Consider the following 15449-nt stretch of genomic DNA (forward strand, 5'->3'; position numbering starts at 1 on the left):
GTGTCGAAAATGATGAACGGATTGTCAGGCCGGCAAAAAGCGGCGATTTTACTCATTACGCTTGGACCTGAAGTATCCGCCCAAATATTCAAGCATTTGCAAGAGGAGGAAATCGAGCAGTTAACTCTTGAAATCGCCAATGTGCGCAAGGTGGACGGCACGGAACGGGATACGATCATGAACGAGTTTCACCAAATCTGTCTGGCGCAGGAATATATCTCTCAAGGAGGTATCGCCTATGCAAAAGATATTTTGGAGAAAGCGCTCGGACACGAAAAGGCGCTTGAGGTTATTAGCCGTTTGACGGCGACGCTGCAGGTGCGCCCGTTTGATTTCGCCCGGAAAGCGGAGCCGACGCAAATTTTAAACTTTATCCAGAACGAAAACGCGCAGACGATTGCGCTTGTACTGTCCTATTTGCAGCCGGATCAATCGTCGCAAATCCTTTCCTCGCTCCCGCAGGAGAAACAGGCGGAAGTGGCGCGCCGGATCGCGTTAATGGACAGCACGTCTCCCGAAATTATTTCGCATGTAGAGCGTGTGCTGGAACAGAAGCTGTCGGCAACGGTCACCCAGGATTACACGAATGCGGGCGGCATCGATGCGATCGTTCAAATTTTGAACGGAGTCGACCGTGGTACCGAGCGGACGATACTCGATTCCCTGGAAATTCAAGATCCCGAGCTGGCCGAGGAAATCAAAAAGCGGATGTTTGTATTTGAAGACATCGTTAACATCGACAATCGTTCGATCCAGCGGATCATCCGCGATGTCGAGAATGCCGATCTGCAGCTGGCGCTTAAAGTGGCAAGCGAAGAGGTGCGGGAAGCGATATTCCGCAACATGTCCAAGCGGATGGCCGAGACGTTCAAAGAGGAAATGGAGTTTATGGGACCTGTCAGACTGCGTGACGTGGAGGAAGCGCAAACGCGCATCGTCGCTACGATCCGCAGGCTGGAGGAATCCGGTGAAATCATCATCGCCCGCGGCGGAGGAGATGATATCATTGTCTAATTTGATTAAATCTTCGCATGTCGTCCCGCTGGATGCGCTCAAAAGGCTGGAGTGGATTCATCGCCAGCAAGCGGCCATCGGCGGCGGAGATCTATGGAGCGTGACGCCGGAAACGGCGGACGAAGAAACGTTGTCGCTGCGCGATCAAATATTGATCGATGCCCAGAACGTTGCGGAGGAACGTCTGCGTGAAGCGGAAGAGGCGGCGGAGCGCCTGGCATCCGAGGCGAGAAACGAAATCGAAAACTGGTGGGAGCTGCAGCGCGCGAAAGATGAAGAGGCCGCCGAAGAAGCGCGAAGAGCCGGCTATGAGAGCGGCTATGCCGATGGGCTTGCACAGGCGCGCCTTGAAGCCAGTCGGCAGTGGGAGCAGCGCCTTGCGGAATCCAAGACGCTTCTGGAAACGGCCTATTTGATGAAAGATCAGATTATTCAGGAATCCGAGCCGTTTCTGCTTGAGCTGAGCACCGCGATTGCCGAAAAAATTATCGCCCGGCAGCTGACGGTTTCGCCCGAAATTGCGATAGAGCTGATCCGGACGTCATTAACCCGCAGAAAAGAGCAGGGCGTTATTGCGCTGTGCGTTTCCCCGGAACAGCTCGGTTTCGTGCAGGCGGCCCGCGAGGAGCTGAGTCTCGCCATCGATTCCCAGGCGGAGCTGCAAATTTTGCCCGATGCGACCGTTAAAGATCATGGCTGTATCATTCGTTCTTCCTTTGGCAGTATCGATGCCCGAATCGATACCCAATTGTCGGAAATTAAGCGGGAACTGATTCATCTGGCCCTTCAGATCACCGAGCGGGGGCGTTCGGATGAATCGTAAGCCGCTTGACGCCGCCAAATATATCGAGCACTTGAAGCCGATCGATCCGATAAGGATTAACGGCAAAGTAACGCAGGTCATCGGATTGACGGTTGAATCCGAAGGCCCGGACGCCGGAATCGGGGACGTTTGTTTGATTTATCCGAGCAAGGGCGCCAAACCATTGAAAGCGGAAGTGGTCGGGTTCCGCGATAACAGGCTTATCCTGATGCCGTTTGGCGATTTGCAGTCGATCGGGCCCGGATGCGATGTTGTCGGCACTGGCAAGCCGTTAACCGTTCAGGCCGGTTCGGAGCTTCTCGGAAAAGTGCTCGACGGTCTTGGACAGCCGCTGGACGGTTCGTTTCTCCCGAGCCGAATGCCGCACTGCTCCACGAACGGAGTTCCCGGAAATCCGCTGCTGCGCCCCCGGGTAAAAGAACCGCTTGGAATCGGGGTGCGGGCAATCGACGGCTTGCTGACGGTGGGACGCGGCCAGCGGGTCGGCATTTTTGCGGGCTCCGGAGTTGGAAAAAGTACCCTGCTCGGCATGATCGCCCGCAACACCTCGGCCGATGTTAATGTGATCGCGCTCATCGGAGAACGGGGGCGCGAAGTGCTCGAGTTCATCGAGAAAGACTTGGGGCCGGAAGGCTTGGCCCGTTCCGTTGTCGTTGTCGCGACTTCGGATCAACCGGCGCTTATTCGCATTAAAGGCGCGCTGATCGCCACTTCGATTGCGGAATATTTCCGCGACCGCGGCTTAAATGTGATGCTGATGATGGATTCCGTCACACGCTACGCCATGGCGCAGCGGGAAGTCGGACTGGCCATCGGTGAACCGCCGGCCACACGCGGATATACGCCGTCCGTTTTTGCCAATTTACCGAAGCTGCTGGAGCGGGCCGGGACGGGGCCGACAGGCTCCATAACCGCTTTTTATACCGTTCTGGTCGACGGCGACGATATGAACGAACCGATTGCGGACGCAGTCCGCGGTATTCTGGACGGGCACATCGTGTTGAGCCGGAATTTGGCGCAAAAAGGCCATTTTCCGGCGATCGACATTCTCGCTTCGGTCAGCCGGGTGATGAAGGAGATTATTCCCGAAGATCACCATGAGGCCGCCGCCGAGTTCAAGAAACTTCTTGCTGTTTATAGAAGTTCGGAAGACTTGATCAATATTGGGGCGTATCAGAGCGGATCGAATGAAGAAATTGATAAATCGCTGCAATTTATTAAGGCGATCACGGAATATTCGACACAGAAAACGACGGAAAAGATCAGTTTTGAAGAGGCGCAGCAGCGTCTGATCATAGATTTCCACAAGAGGTGATTGTAGACGGTGGCGGGATTTAAATATGCTTATCAGAAAATCGTCGATTTAAAGAAAAGCGAAACGACCCAAGCGGAATGGCTGCTGTCATCGGCGATCGGCAAGTTAAAGGAAGAGGAACAAACCTTGAGCCGGCTTCAAACGGAACGCGATACTTGGGAAAAACGTCTGGAAGAGCTTTCGTGCGCAGGCAGCCCGCTCATTCAATTGCAGACGATTCAGAGCTATCTCGATTATTTACATAGCTGTATCGAAGATAAATGCCGGGAAATCCGTTTTGCCGCCCACGAGGTGGAGACGAGCCGCTCCCGGCTCGCAGACCGGATGACCGATGAGAAAGTTTGGCTGAAGACGAAGGAAAAGGCGCTGAGCGGCTTCCGCAAAGAGATGCTGGCAAGGGAGCAAAACGAGCTGGACGAGATGGCTTCGATCCGGTTTGCCGTTCCTGCCCCTTAACCGCCGCGCGGGAACGAAGTGGTTTTGCCTCCGGCAAAACCTAAGCTCATGCTTACGAAGTGGTTTTGCCTCCGGCAAAACCTTTAGGAGGTGTCAAATTGGCGAATATGGAGATGGAAAAGCAGGGCTACAGCGGCATGGAGCGGCTCATGTTTTTCCTAATTCCGATCTTGTTTACGATTATTTTGCTGGCGGTTTTGTTCGCGCTGTTCAACAGCAATACGCGCAACAAAATGCTTGAGGTCGGCAGCTCGGTGCCGGGACTGTCCAAGCTGCTGCCGCCTCCGCAGAGCGCGGATACGGAAACGGCTCCGAAAACGGACAATACGGCAAAGGAAAACGAGGCGAAGCTGGCGGCGCTGCAAAACCAGCTGAAAGACGCCCAGTCCAAGCTGGCGGCGGCCGCAGGGGAGAAAACGAAGCAGGAGGACACGATTAAAGACCTGCAAAGCCGCATAGACCAGCTCATCCGCATGAACGACGAAGAGGCGCTCAGCGAGGAACAATATCAAGCGAAAATTGCGGATTTAAGCCGGATGTTTGCGAACATGACTCCGAGCAAAGCGGCTCCGATTTTGCAAAATATGACCTTGGACGAAGCGGCGCTCGTGCTGAACTCCATGAGCAGCGACAGCCGCAGCGGCATTATGGCGAAGATGGATCCGAAGCTCGCCGCCGATGTCGTCATGAAGCTGAAAGATAACGTATCGGCTAAAGATATGCAGATCGCAGCGCTTCAATCCCGCCTTCAGAAGGAAGCGGCAGGCTCTTCGACGCAAACCGTGCTTGACATTGACCAATTGAAAACGACATTCGGTTCAATGGATCCGGAGGCGGCAGCAGAGCTGTTGATTAAAATGGCCGATGTCAGTCCAAGCAAAGTGTTGCGGATTTTGAATGTCGTAGACAGCGGCGTCCGCTCTTCTATCGTGGCCCAAATGTCGGACATCAACAACGATATTACCGCACAGCTGGTAAGCAAGCTTCTGCCCGGCAAATAAAATACGCGAAAGGGGGTGAAAAAAATGGAGCCAGCGATTACAGCTGCGGTTTCACCGTCAGCCAAAGCATCGCCATCGGCAAAAGCAAGCGGCAGGACCGGTTCGGCAGCCAAAGGCGGCGGCACATTTGATCAAGCGTTATCGAAAGCATCGACAGCAAGCGATCGTTCGCCGGCGAATAGCCGCAGCGGAAAATCTGCGGAAAACACCCCGGCAGTCAAAAATTCCGATGAAGCGATCAGCAGCGGAAAAGCGGCGAACATCGAAGCTGATGCCCATAACGGCGCAGCGGAACGACCGGCTGCCGCAGGGGGAACGGATGCCGCATCCGCCATTACGCAAAGCGTCGTGCAGACAGGCGTGCGAGGCGGAACAATCACGGATGCTTTGACAGCAGCATTGCAGACGGATAGACCTTTTGCCCAGGAAACAGCCGAGCTGGGAGCGGCGGCCGTTCAGCCGGAGCCTTCGGACGATGTAACGGCGCTTGAAAACTTGACCGGCCTTATCGATTTGCTGCTGGACAAACTGCATGAGGGAACTGAACCGTTATCGGGCGAAACGGAAAAAAAGCTGGGGTCGGCATCCGGGCAGATTGAAGCTTTGCTTGCTTTGCTCGGCACTCCGTTCGCGCAGCTGCAGCCGCTGCCGGACTCGTCTCCACAATTGCGGCAGAGTGAAGGAACCGGCCTAGGAAGCACGCCGGCAGCCGTTTCGGAATCGCTGCATAATGCGCTTCTTCAACTGCAAACCGCGCTTCAACAAGGCTTCGGTTCGAAGCTGGTACATAATCAGAATCCGGCAGAACTTGTATCGGTCCAGCTCCAATCGCTGCAGCAGCTGCTGGAGGCGGGCGGTCAAGAGCCGCCGCGTATTCAGACAGCAGCAGCACCGTCAGCACAGAACGGCGGTTTTGCATCCGGTATGGCGGACACGTCTCAATTGCTGAAGCGACTAAGCAGCCAATCGGCGCCTGCGGCGGTAGCGGCGGTGCTGCAGAAGACGCATGAAACGGACGTAACGGCGGATAAATTGCCGGCTGCGGAACAATTAAACGACGATATTCCGACGTTTTTTGGAACAGACGTCCAGCGGCAGCCGTTCAATGCGGTCAAAGCGGATGTCATTCCGGTCCCGGTCAGCGTACAGCAATTTAATGAGAAGATGACGGGCCTTATTTTACAAAAGTTTGATGTTTCGATAATTAACGGCGTTTCCGAAGCGAAGCTGACGCTTGCGCCCGAGCATTTGGGACAAGTGGATGTAAAGCTTTCGATCCATAATGGACAGCTTACCGCTGTTTTTGTGACGGAGAGCTCATTGGCGAAAGACGCTTTGGAAAATCAGCTCGCCCAGCTCCGGCAGACGCTGCAAACCCAAGGCATGCAGGTAGATCGTTTGGAAGTGTCTCAAAGTCAGCTGCAAACGCAGCTTTCGTTCGGACAGCAAGGCCAAGGCGGCGGAGGGCAGCAGTCCGGCCGGGGAGGCAGCGCTCGCCGAGTGGAGAAGGACGCCGACATCGAAGCTCCCTTTGAAGCCGAAATTGTCCAGCAGGCGGCTGGCGGCGATCTGGGTTACGGGCGCGCCATTAATGTGAAGGCGTAAAGCTGCTGCAATTTAGACAGTAATACTACGAACGGGGGTGATAAGGAATGTCAACCGGTTCCGTTTCCGGCAATGCCATTTATCCGTACGTATCGCAAAAGAACGCAAAGCACGGATCGGCCGTCAAGTCAGATAACTCGCAGCTTGGCAAAGATTCGTTTCTCCAGCTGCTGGTCGCCCAGCTCAAATATCAGGATCCGATGCAGCCCGCAAACAATACGGAATATATTGCTCAGCTTGCACAATTTTCATCGGTTGAACAGTTGACGAATATATCCGACCAGTTGTCGCTATCCGGACAAGATTTGGGCAACTCGTCGAGCCTGATCGGCAAGACGGTAGAGTGGCAGGCTTACAGCAGCCCGACATCGACCGAACTCGGCACCTATACCGGCACCGTTGACTCCGTCGTTTTGAAGGACGGTTTGCAGTATATCGTTACAGGCGGGGAACAAGTGCCGATCGATGCCGTCTCACTCGTTTCGGTAGCATCGACATCCGGCAGCGATTCGGCCGGGGAGAGCGAGGCGCCTTAATATGGACGATCGCTTCAAAGTCGGTCATATGTTTCCGATCGTGCCTAAACCGGCGGGAACGGTAAAACCGGCTCTCAAGACGCCATCGGATTTCAGCCGGCATCTGGATGATTGCATTCTTAAATTCAGCCATCATGCCCAGCAGAGAATACAGCAGCGGGGGATACGTCTGCAGCCGGAAACGATCCTGAACATTGGAAGGGCGGTCGATCAAGCCGCTGCCAAAGGCGCCGTAGACTCGCTTATCGTCGGTAAAGATTTTGCCATGATTGTAAATGTTCCGAGCCGTACCGTTATTACCGCTTTGGACAAGGCGCAATTGAAAGACAATGTGTTCACTCAAATCGACAGCGCGGTTTTCGTTCCTTAATAAAAAAAGCCGGACCAATAGCTTGGAGGCTTGCAGGCCGTGGACCGACAGAAGCGGCCTTAAAGGGAAGAGCCGGAGCATTCAGGAGGTTAACAAGAGATGTTGAGATCACTGTATTCAGGCGTATCAGGTATGAAAGGCTTCCAGACGAAGCTTGACGTTATCGGCAATAACATCGCAAACGTCAATACCGTCGGTTTTAAGTCCGGCCGCGTCATGTTCCAAGATATTTTGAGCCAGACGGTTTCCAGCGTATCCCAGCCTGAAGATGGAGTAAGAGGCGGACGCAATGCGCAGCAGATTGGCTTGGGGGCTACCGTTGCCGCTATCGATACGATCCAGAACTCGGGCAGTGCGATGACGACTAACGTAACGACTGACCTCCGCATCGACGGGGACGGTTATTTTGCCGTCCGGCCTGCAGGCATGGAGGAAGGATTCTATTTAACACGGGCCGGCAACTTTACACTCGATGCGGCAAAACAGCTTGTCACGGCCGATGGAGCGCTTGTGCTCAGCTCGGACGGCGAACCGATTTCGCTTGCGGACGCCAACTCGTTCTCGATCAGCTCCGACGGCTCGGTCATTCCGGTGAATACAGACGGAACGACCGGCGACGCGATCGCTCAAATCGGAATTGTCAAAGTGCCTAATCCCGGCGGACTTGAGAAGGTTGGAGGCAATATGTTCAGGTCGACCGTAAACTCAAACGTCGACGAGTTGGCGATCGGAACGGCGGAGGATCCCGATACCGGAACCGGTTCGGTCGTATCGGGACAGCTTGAAATGTCCAACGTCGATCTGACGGGCGAATTTACGGAGATGATCGTCGCACAGCGCGGTTTCCAAGCCAATTCGCGCATTATTACGACCTCGGATTCCATATTGGAAGAAGTCGTCAATTTAAAGCGGTAAGTTAGCCGTTTGCAAAGGCGCAGCGTAAGCAGATAGATTATCATTCATGGAAGCTGTGCCTTTCGCCGGCCCGGAAACAATTTTGGACGAATCGATTGATTATGGACGGTAAACGTTCTGATCGCGGCTGTCCGGCTTTGTTTTTGGTTATGTTTTTGCTGTCGCAAAAACTTAGGAGGGGGAACATGGTCGAGGTTACCCGTTTGAACGGAACCAAATTTATCATTAACGCTTTGCTGATTGAATTCATAGAAGAAACGCCGGATACGATCGTCACCTTGACGACCGGCAAAAAAATCGTTGTCCTGGAAAAAGCCCAGCAGCTCGTTTCGCTTATCGTTGATTTTCACCGTTCCATTGGCGTTTATGCGGCTTCCCAGAAGAGCGGAATTTCGGAGGGACCTTCGTTATGAAAAAAATGCTGCCTTGGCTGATCACGACTTTGCTGGCCATATCGCTTATTGCCATTGTAGCCGTGTTTTTGTTTAATTCCATGTTGGGCGACTCTTCCGCGAAAACAGCGGGCAAACAGAGTCCGGCCGTGACCAAACCGCTCAGCGCCGACAAACGGTTGGAAGTTACGTCACAGCTCGAAAATATTAAGCGCAATTTGAAAGATAACGACAAGCTTGTCGTCATCAGCTTTGCGTTTCAGCTTGACAAGAAATCGACCAAAGAAGAGTTCGATAAAATCAAAGATATCGTCGTAAAACCGATTATTAACCGGACGCTCGCGGACACCTCCTCGGAAGGCCTTAACGGCTCAAAAGGGCAGGACGATCTGGAATCCAAGCTGTTGACGCAAATCAACGGTTCTTTGCCGGAAGGAAAGCTCGTTCGGGTCGATATTACCGATTTTATTTTAACGGAAATGTAATATTGCTTACGAAGTTTTTTTGCTACGCAAAAACTTAGCTTACGCTTACGAAGCTGGTTTTGACTCCGTCAAAACCTGGGCTTATGCTTACGAAGTGTTTTTGCTACGCAAAAACTTAAGGAGGTGAGAGATGTGGTAGATGTCTTGTCGCAAAATGAAATCGATGCGCTGCTGGAGGCCCTTTCCTCCGGCGAAATGGATGCGGAGGAACTGAAAAAGGAAGAAACCCAGAAAAAAGTCCGCGCCTATGATTTCAAACGCGCCGTTCGGTTCTCGAAGGATCATATCCGGAGCCTGACCCGCATTCACGAAAACTTCGCGCGATACTTGACGACCTATTTCTCGGCTCAACTGCGCACCTTCGTTCAAATCAACGTGGTGCAGGTTGAACAGCTTCCATATGACGAATTTATCCGCTCGATTCCGAAGATGACGATTTTGAATATTTTCGAGGCGGAGCCGCTTGAAGGCCGGATGGTACTGGAGGTGCACCCGAATGTCGCGTTTGCCATGGTGGACCGTATGCTCGGCGGACAAGGGATCGCGCCTTCCAAAATCAATGCGCTGACGGAAATCGAAACGATCATCATGGAAAAAATATTCAGCCGTACGTTTGAAAGCTTGCAGGAAGCGTGGAAAACGGTTGCGGATTTGACCCCGCGGCTGGAAGCGCTGGAAACGAATCCGCAGTTTATGCAAATCGTGTCGCCAAACGAAACGATCGCGCTCATATCCCTCAGTACCAAAATCGGCGATACGACGGGCATGATCAATTTATGTATCCCGCACGTCGTCATTGAACCGATTATGCCGAGACTGTCGGTGCACCACTGGTTTGTGTCGCAAAAAAAATCCCGTACGCCGGGAGAAGTTGAAATATTGGAGCAGCGGGTGAACAAAGCAAAGCTGCCGATTGTCGCCGAGCTTGGCGAGTCTACCCTCTCTGTGCGTGAGTTCCTTGATCTTGCGGTGGGAGATGTCATCTCCTTGAATAAGCGGGTGGACGAAGGACTTCGGATCAAAGTGGGCGAGAAGCTTAAATTTATCGGCAGTCCCGGCTCAATCAAAGATCGTCTTGCCATCCAGGTTGACGAGATTGTAAGCGAAGGAGCGGAAGAAGATTATGATGAGTAAAGACTATTTATCCCAGGAAGAAATCGACGCGCTGCTTCGTCAAACCTCGGAGGATAACGATTCCGGAAGCGAGGCGGCGGCCGATTCGCAGATCGGCACATACCTGACACCCATCGAGCAGGATGCGCTGGGGGAAATAGGCAACATTACGTTCGGCAGCGCCGCAACGGCGTTATCTACTTTACTGGGCAAAAAAGTCGATATTACGACGCCTCAAGTTACTATAGTCAAACGAGATAAGCTGGATGTCGAATTTCCGCGGCCGCATGTTGCCGTATCGGTCAGTTATGTGGAAGGATTCCAGGGCATCAACTCGCTCGTCATCAAATCGATGGACGCTCAAATCATCGCCGATTTGATGCTTGGCGGCGAAGGAAATGTGTCAAACGGAGACGAGCTGAACGAAATTCATATCAGCGCCGTGCAGGAAGCGATGAATCAGATGATGGGCTCGTCGGCGACGTCCATGTCGACCATTTTTAACCGTCTCGTCAACATTTCGCCGCCGGGAATCGACATTCTTGATATTGAGAAAGGGAACGGCATCGGACAGCTGCCGCCGGATGACGTGTTTATTAAAGTGTCGTTCAAGATCAAAGTCGGCGATTTGATCGATTCGACTATTATGCAGCTGCTGCCCGTTGACTTTGCCAAACAGATGGTGGATTCGTTAATGGGAGGCGGGTCAACCGATCCCCATTCTGAACCGGCGCCGAAGGCGTCTTCCAATGCGGAGCAGCCAGCTTCTGCGCCGCAGCCGCCTGCTCTTGCTTCTGCACCGGCAGCGGATATAAGTGAGCAGCCGCAAGTATCTTTCAGCGGTCTGCCGCCGGAACAGCAGTCTCAAGCGAATGATCCACAGCTGCCGTACGGTGTGCCGATGCAGCCGCAGCATGGTATGCCGATGCATCCGCAGTCTGGTTTGCCAGTGCAGCCGCCGTACGGTGTCCCGATGCAGATGCCTGGCGGTGCGCCTTCGCAGCCTGCGGGCGCGAATACATACGGTAATGCAGTGAACCGCAGCGTAAACGTGCAGCCCGTTCAATTCGCCAATTTTCAGGGCGGGTCCTTTGCCCATGGCGACGATACGAATCTTAATTTGCTGCTCGACATTCCGCTGAAAGTAACCGTAGAATTAGGCCGCACCCAGAAGCAAATTAAAGATATTCTTGAACTTTCGCAAGGTTCGATTATCGAACTGGACAAGCTTGCCGGCGAACCGGTCGACATCCTTGTCAACAACAAGCTGATCGCCAAAGGCGAAGTGGTCGTTATCGATGAAAATTTCGGCGTAAGGGTTACCGATATTGTCAGCCAATGGGATCGCATTGCGAAAATCCAATAACTTTCATCCAGGGAGGAAATTACAATGGCAAACCGCATTTTGATCGTAGACGACGCAGCTTTCATGAGAATGATGATTCGCGACATTTTAACGAAAAACGGATATGAGGTTGTCGGTGAAGCCCAAGACGGCTCGCATGCAATCGAGAAGTATAAAGAACTGAAGCCGGACTTGATTACGATGGACATTACGATGCCTGAGATGGACGGCATCGCGGCGCTTAAAGAGATCAAGAAAATCGATGCCGGCGCAAAAGTGATTATGTGTTCGGCCATGGGGCAGCAGGCGATGGTCATTGACGCCATTCAGGCGGGTGCGAAAGACTTTATCGTGAAGCCGTTCCAGGCGGACCGGGTTATCGATGCGATCAAGAAAACGCTCGGTTAAGGCAATGGTCGTACATCCTTTTATAAGGATCGCTGCCCGTATCTTGCTATGCTGTTGTCCGGCCCTCTTCATCGGGGCGGCAGCGGCATACGCGGAGAGCGGCAGCAGCGGGACTGCGGATAACGATGGCACCGCTCCGCATGTTAGCGGCGGCAGTATGGCCGGGAGCTTGATCTGGGTCGTCATCGCCCTTGCGCTCGTCATCGCCCTCATTCTCGCGGTAATTAAGTGGTTGTCCCGGCGCAACCAGGCGTGGGGAACGAACCGCACGCTGCGCTCTCACGGGGGAGTTGCGCTCGGCCAGAACAAATCACTGCAAATCGTCGAGGCGGGAGGCAAGCTTTACGTCGTCGGCGTAGCGGAAACGATTACGCTACTGGACAAGATCGAGGACCCTGCCGGGGTACAGCAGATGTTGGAATCGCTGAACCAGTCTTCATCCGGCGGCAATGCAGCATCAGGCTTAACGGAATGGATCGCCAATTTGCGCAATCGCAAAGGTAAGAACGATCCCGAACAGGACCAAATGCGGAACGCTTCATCTTTTCAAATCGTGCTGAACCGAAAGCTGGAACAGCAGGCCAAGCATCGGGAAGAGATGGAGATGATGTGGAAAGATTCAAATCAAAGTGATCGGTAGATGGAAAAATGAAAAAAAAATGGATGTTATTATTTTTGATGCTGTCTGCAGCTGCGCTGACGATCCAGTCGCATGCGTTTGCTGCGGATCCGCTTCCAAGTATTGACATCAGCGTCGGCGGCGGGGACGGCCAAAACGGGACAAGCGCGCTTTCCATCCTGCTGCTGCTCACCGTACTTAGCGTCGCTCCGGCCATTTTGGTGCTGATGACCAGTTTTACGCGGATCGTCATCGTGCTTGGATTTGTGCGGACCTCGCTCGGAACGAACCAGACGCCGCCGAACCAGGTGCTGATCGGGCTGGCGATGTTTTTAACCTTTTTCGTCATGACGCCGACTTTGTCGCAGGTGAATGAGGCGGCTCTTCAGCCGTACTTGAAAGGCGAGATGACGCAGACGCAGGCGCTCGAGGCGGCGGCGGTTCCGATGAAGAAATTCATGTTCAACCAGACAAGGGAAAAAGATCTGCTGCTGTTCATGAACTATACGAAGACCGAGAAGCCGAAATCGTACGAGGACATTCCGATCACCGTACTCGTTCCGGCTTACGCCATCAGCGAATTGAAGACGGCTTTCCAGATGGGCTTTATGATTTTCATTCCGTTTCTTATTATCGATATGGTCGTTGCCAGCACGTTAATGGCGATGGGGATGATGATGCTTCCGCCGGTCATGATTTCGCTGCCGTTCAAAATATTGCTGTTCGTATTGGTAGACGGCTGGTATCTGGTCGTGAAGTCGCTGCTGCTGAGCTTTAATACTTAAGACCGGCGATAGAAAGGGGAGCGGGATGTGAGCGCGGATTTTATTATCGGTCTGGCCGGGCAAGCGGTATTCGTCGTATTGAAGGCGAGCGCGCCGATGCTGGTCCTTGGTCTGATCGTCGGTTTGATTGTCAGCATTTTTCAGGCGACGACGCAAATTCAAGAGCAGACGCTTGCTTTTGTTCCGAAGATTGTAGCGGTGCTGGCTGCCATCTTGCTGTTCGGACCGTGGATATTGAACACGCTTGTTGATTTCACATACAACCTGCTGAACAACATGTACAAATATATCGGATAGGCTGAAGGTATATGGAACTGCTTTTAAACGGATTCCCTATTTTTTTGCTAATATTTTGTCGAATAACAGCTTTTTTCGTCGTCGCGCCGATTTTTTCCACCAATTCTGTGCCGGCGACGTTCAAAGTCGGACTCGGGTTTTTCGTTTCCGTACTTGTGTTTCTCGTTTATGGGGTGAAGCAATCGATCGTTCCGGATGCAACGTATTTGCTTGAAGTGGCCAAAGAAATTATGGTCGGCCTGCTGCTCGGATACGTCGTCTATCTCTTTTTTTCCGTGGTACATTACGCGGGCGCATTCATCGATATGCAGGTCGGTTTTTCGATGGTGAACGTGATCGATCCGCTAAGCGGTGTTTCCTCGCCGCTCACAGGCAATTTGAAGTATATGCTGCTGGCGCTCGTCTTTCTTTCCATGAACGGCCATCATTATTTGCTGAAGGCGCTGATGGAAAGCTACCAGTGGATTCCGCTTCAGAGCGAATTGTTCGCAGCTGTAGGAAACGGTACGGTAAGCGGCATTCTAATCCGGTTCTTCTCGCAATCGTTTCTGCTCGCCCTGCAGCTGTCCGCGCCGATTATGGTCGCCATGTTTTTGACCGATGTCGGGCTCGGATTTCTGGCACGGACGGCTCCGCAGTACAATGTGTTTGTCATCGGCGCGCCGCTCAAAATTTTAGTCGGGATGATTATGCTGATCCTGCTCATGCCGACGCTCGGCCTGCTGTTTGACAAATTGTTTTCGGTTCTGTTTCATGCGCTGGACGAGCTGGTCGTCTCTATTCAGCCGTCCCGGGCAGGCGGACCTTAAGCCTAATCTCACGAAGTGTTTTTGCTTACGCAAAAACTTTAGGAGGGTTCCCGTGGGCGCTTATCGTTATCCGCTGAATCTGCAGCTGTTCAATCAAGAAAAAACGGAGCCCGCAACCCCGAAAAAAAGGGATGAGGCCCGCAAAAAAGGTCAAGTTTCCAAGACGCAAGAGCTGCCGGGAGCATTAATTATCCTCTTCGTTTTTCTCAGTTTTTTGGCGCTTGGAGGCTACTATAAGGAGCGGCTCTACTATTTATTCGGCGGTCTGCTGCAGGATTGGCTGACGATGGATTTGTCCAGCGGCAATGTAATGTCCCTCTTTAATTCCGTCACGATGCAGATCATCATTATGCTCGCACCTGTGTTCGCCATTGCGGTTTTAACCGCTATTGCGTCGTATTATGTGCAGATCGGGTTTCTGCTTACCGGAGAGCCGTTAAAGCCGAAGCTCAGCAAATTGAACCCGCTGACCGGTTTTAAACACATTTTTTCGCTGCGTTCCCTCGTGGAACTGTTGAAAAGCTTGCTGAAGCTTACGGTTGTCGGATTGATATTGTTCTTTACCATTTGGAAAGAATGGGACCGGATTTTGACGCTGGGCAACGTTCCGGTTGAAGAGCTGTTTCTGTTCACCGCCCGGTTGACGCTGCAGCTCGGAATCGAGTTTGCCGCCGTCCTCTTTATACTGGCGGTGGGCGATTATATTTATCAGCGGTATGAATATGAAAAAAGTTTGCGGATGTCCAAGCAGGATATTAAAGACGAATTCATTAAGACCGAAGGTAATCCGCTCATTAAAGGGAAAATACGCGAACGCCAGAAACGGATGGCGCTGCAGCGCATGATGCAGGAGATCCCGAAGGCCGACGTTGTCATTACAAACCCGACCCACTTCGCCGTCGCGCTCAAATATGATTCGTCCAAAATGGAAGCACCGGTTATTCTCGCCAAAGGAATGGATTATGTGGCGCAGCGGATCAAAGAAATTGCCAAAGAAAACGGAATTGTGACGATGGAAAACAAGCCGCTTGCCCGTGCGCTGTACGACCGGACGGAAATCGGGGACAGCATTCCCGCCGAGTTGTTTCAAGCCGTGGCGGAAGTGCTGGCTTATGTATATAAACTGAAAGGCCGCACGAAATCATCTTGAGTTTATCGGGG

The 15449-nt window shown here is 52.7% G+C and carries 19 protein-coding genes; all 19 read left to right on the forward strand.

Annotation, left to right across the window (positions count from 1 at the left end):
* Positions 1–9 precede the first annotated feature (9 nt).
* Positions 10–1014 (forward strand): flagellar motor switch protein FliG, encoded by a 1005-nt coding sequence (gene fliG / locus VN24_RS20840; protein WP_045673531.1) that lies wholly within the window; start codon positions 10–12, stop codon positions 1012–1014.
* Positions 1007–1837 carry a FliH/SctL family protein gene (locus tag VN24_RS20845; protein WP_045671991.1) on the forward strand — a complete coding sequence of 277 codons (831 nt, stop codon included), beginning with the start codon at positions 1007–1009 and terminating at the stop codon, positions 1835–1837. The genes fliG and VN24_RS20845 overlap by 8 nt, the downstream gene beginning before the upstream one ends.
* Complete coding sequence (fliI, locus tag VN24_RS20850; protein ID WP_045671992.1) at positions 1827–3152, forward strand: flagellar protein export ATPase FliI; 1326 nt, start codon at positions 1827–1829, stop codon at positions 3150–3152. Before VN24_RS20845 ends, fliI begins: the two co-directional genes overlap by 11 nt.
* A gap of 9 nt (positions 3153–3161) precedes the next feature.
* Positions 3162–3608, forward strand: coding sequence for a flagellar export protein FliJ (gene fliJ / locus VN24_RS20855; protein WP_045671993.1), 447 nt, complete (start codon positions 3162–3164; stop codon positions 3606–3608).
* Between the two features lie 107 nt (positions 3609–3715).
* The gene (locus tag VN24_RS20860; protein ID WP_238590945.1) at positions 3716–4609 is read left to right on the forward strand and encodes a magnesium transporter MgtE N-terminal domain-containing protein; all 894 of its coding nucleotides are present in this window, start codon (positions 3716–3718) and stop codon (positions 4607–4609) included.
* Positions 4610–4633: 24 nt separating this feature from the next.
* Positions 4634–6214 carry a flagellar hook-length control protein FliK gene (locus VN24_RS20865; RefSeq protein WP_045671995.1) on the forward strand — a complete coding sequence of 527 codons (1581 nt, stop codon included), beginning with the start codon at positions 4634–4636 and terminating at the stop codon, positions 6212–6214.
* Between the two features lie 47 nt (positions 6215–6261).
* Positions 6262–6750 (forward strand): flagellar hook capping FlgD N-terminal domain-containing protein, encoded by a 489-nt coding sequence (locus tag VN24_RS20870; protein WP_045671996.1) that lies wholly within the window; start codon positions 6262–6264, stop codon positions 6748–6750.
* A 1-nt stretch (position 6751) separates the two neighbouring features.
* The gene (locus VN24_RS20875) at positions 6752–7120 is read left to right on the forward strand and encodes a TIGR02530 family flagellar biosynthesis protein (protein WP_045671997.1); all 369 of its coding nucleotides are present in this window, start codon (positions 6752–6754) and stop codon (positions 7118–7120) included.
* 99 nt (positions 7121–7219) lie between these two features.
* Positions 7220–8035: a flagellar hook-basal body complex protein gene (locus VN24_RS20880; protein WP_045671998.1), complete on the forward strand. Its 816-nt coding sequence runs from the start codon at positions 7220–7222 to the stop codon at positions 8033–8035.
* A gap of 185 nt (positions 8036–8220) precedes the next feature.
* Positions 8221–8448: a flagellar FlbD family protein gene (locus VN24_RS20885; RefSeq protein WP_045671999.1), complete on the forward strand. Its 228-nt coding sequence runs from the start codon at positions 8221–8223 to the stop codon at positions 8446–8448.
* Positions 8445–8912 carry a flagellar basal body-associated FliL family protein gene (locus VN24_RS20890; RefSeq protein WP_045672000.1) on the forward strand — a complete coding sequence of 156 codons (468 nt, stop codon included), beginning with the start codon at positions 8445–8447 and terminating at the stop codon, positions 8910–8912. The genes VN24_RS20885 and VN24_RS20890 overlap by 4 nt, the downstream gene beginning before the upstream one ends.
* 132 nt (positions 8913–9044) lie before the next feature.
* Positions 9045–10046: a flagellar motor switch protein FliM gene (gene fliM, locus VN24_RS20895; RefSeq protein WP_045672001.1), complete on the forward strand. Its 1002-nt coding sequence runs from the start codon at positions 9045–9047 to the stop codon at positions 10044–10046.
* A complete protein-coding gene (gene fliY / locus VN24_RS20900) occupies positions 10036–11391 on the forward strand; it encodes a flagellar motor switch phosphatase FliY (protein ID WP_045672002.1) in 1356 nt (451 codons plus the stop codon). Before fliM ends, fliY begins: the two co-directional genes overlap by 11 nt.
* Before the next feature lie 24 nt (positions 11392–11415).
* A complete protein-coding gene (locus VN24_RS20905) occupies positions 11416–11778 on the forward strand; it encodes a response regulator (protein WP_045672003.1) in 363 nt (120 codons plus the stop codon).
* Complete coding sequence (locus VN24_RS20910) at positions 11753–12418, forward strand: flagellar biosynthetic protein FliO (RefSeq protein WP_045672004.1); 666 nt, start codon at positions 11753–11755, stop codon at positions 12416–12418. The genes VN24_RS20905 and VN24_RS20910 overlap by 26 nt, the downstream gene beginning before the upstream one ends.
* Positions 12419–12426: 8 nt before the next feature.
* Positions 12427–13182, forward strand: coding sequence for a flagellar type III secretion system pore protein FliP (gene fliP, locus VN24_RS20915; protein ID WP_045672005.1), 756 nt, complete (start codon positions 12427–12429; stop codon positions 13180–13182).
* A gap of 27 nt (positions 13183–13209) precedes the next feature.
* On the forward strand, positions 13210–13479 hold the full coding sequence (fliQ, locus tag VN24_RS20920; protein WP_045672006.1) for a flagellar biosynthesis protein FliQ: 270 nt from the start codon (positions 13210–13212) through the stop codon (positions 13477–13479).
* Between the two features lie 11 nt (positions 13480–13490).
* A complete protein-coding gene (fliR, locus tag VN24_RS20925; protein WP_045672007.1) occupies positions 13491–14288 on the forward strand; it encodes a flagellar biosynthetic protein FliR in 798 nt (265 codons plus the stop codon).
* A 52-nt stretch (positions 14289–14340) separates the two neighbouring features.
* The gene (gene flhB, locus VN24_RS20930) at positions 14341–15438 is read left to right on the forward strand and encodes a flagellar biosynthesis protein FlhB (protein ID WP_045672008.1); all 1098 of its coding nucleotides are present in this window, start codon (positions 14341–14343) and stop codon (positions 15436–15438) included.
* The last annotated feature ends 11 nt before the right edge of the window (positions 15439–15449 follow it).

The sequence above is a fragment of the Paenibacillus beijingensis genome, assembly GCF_000961095.1.
Classification (GTDB): domain Bacteria; phylum Bacillota; class Bacilli; order Paenibacillales; family Paenibacillaceae; genus Paenibacillus_O; species Paenibacillus_O beijingensis.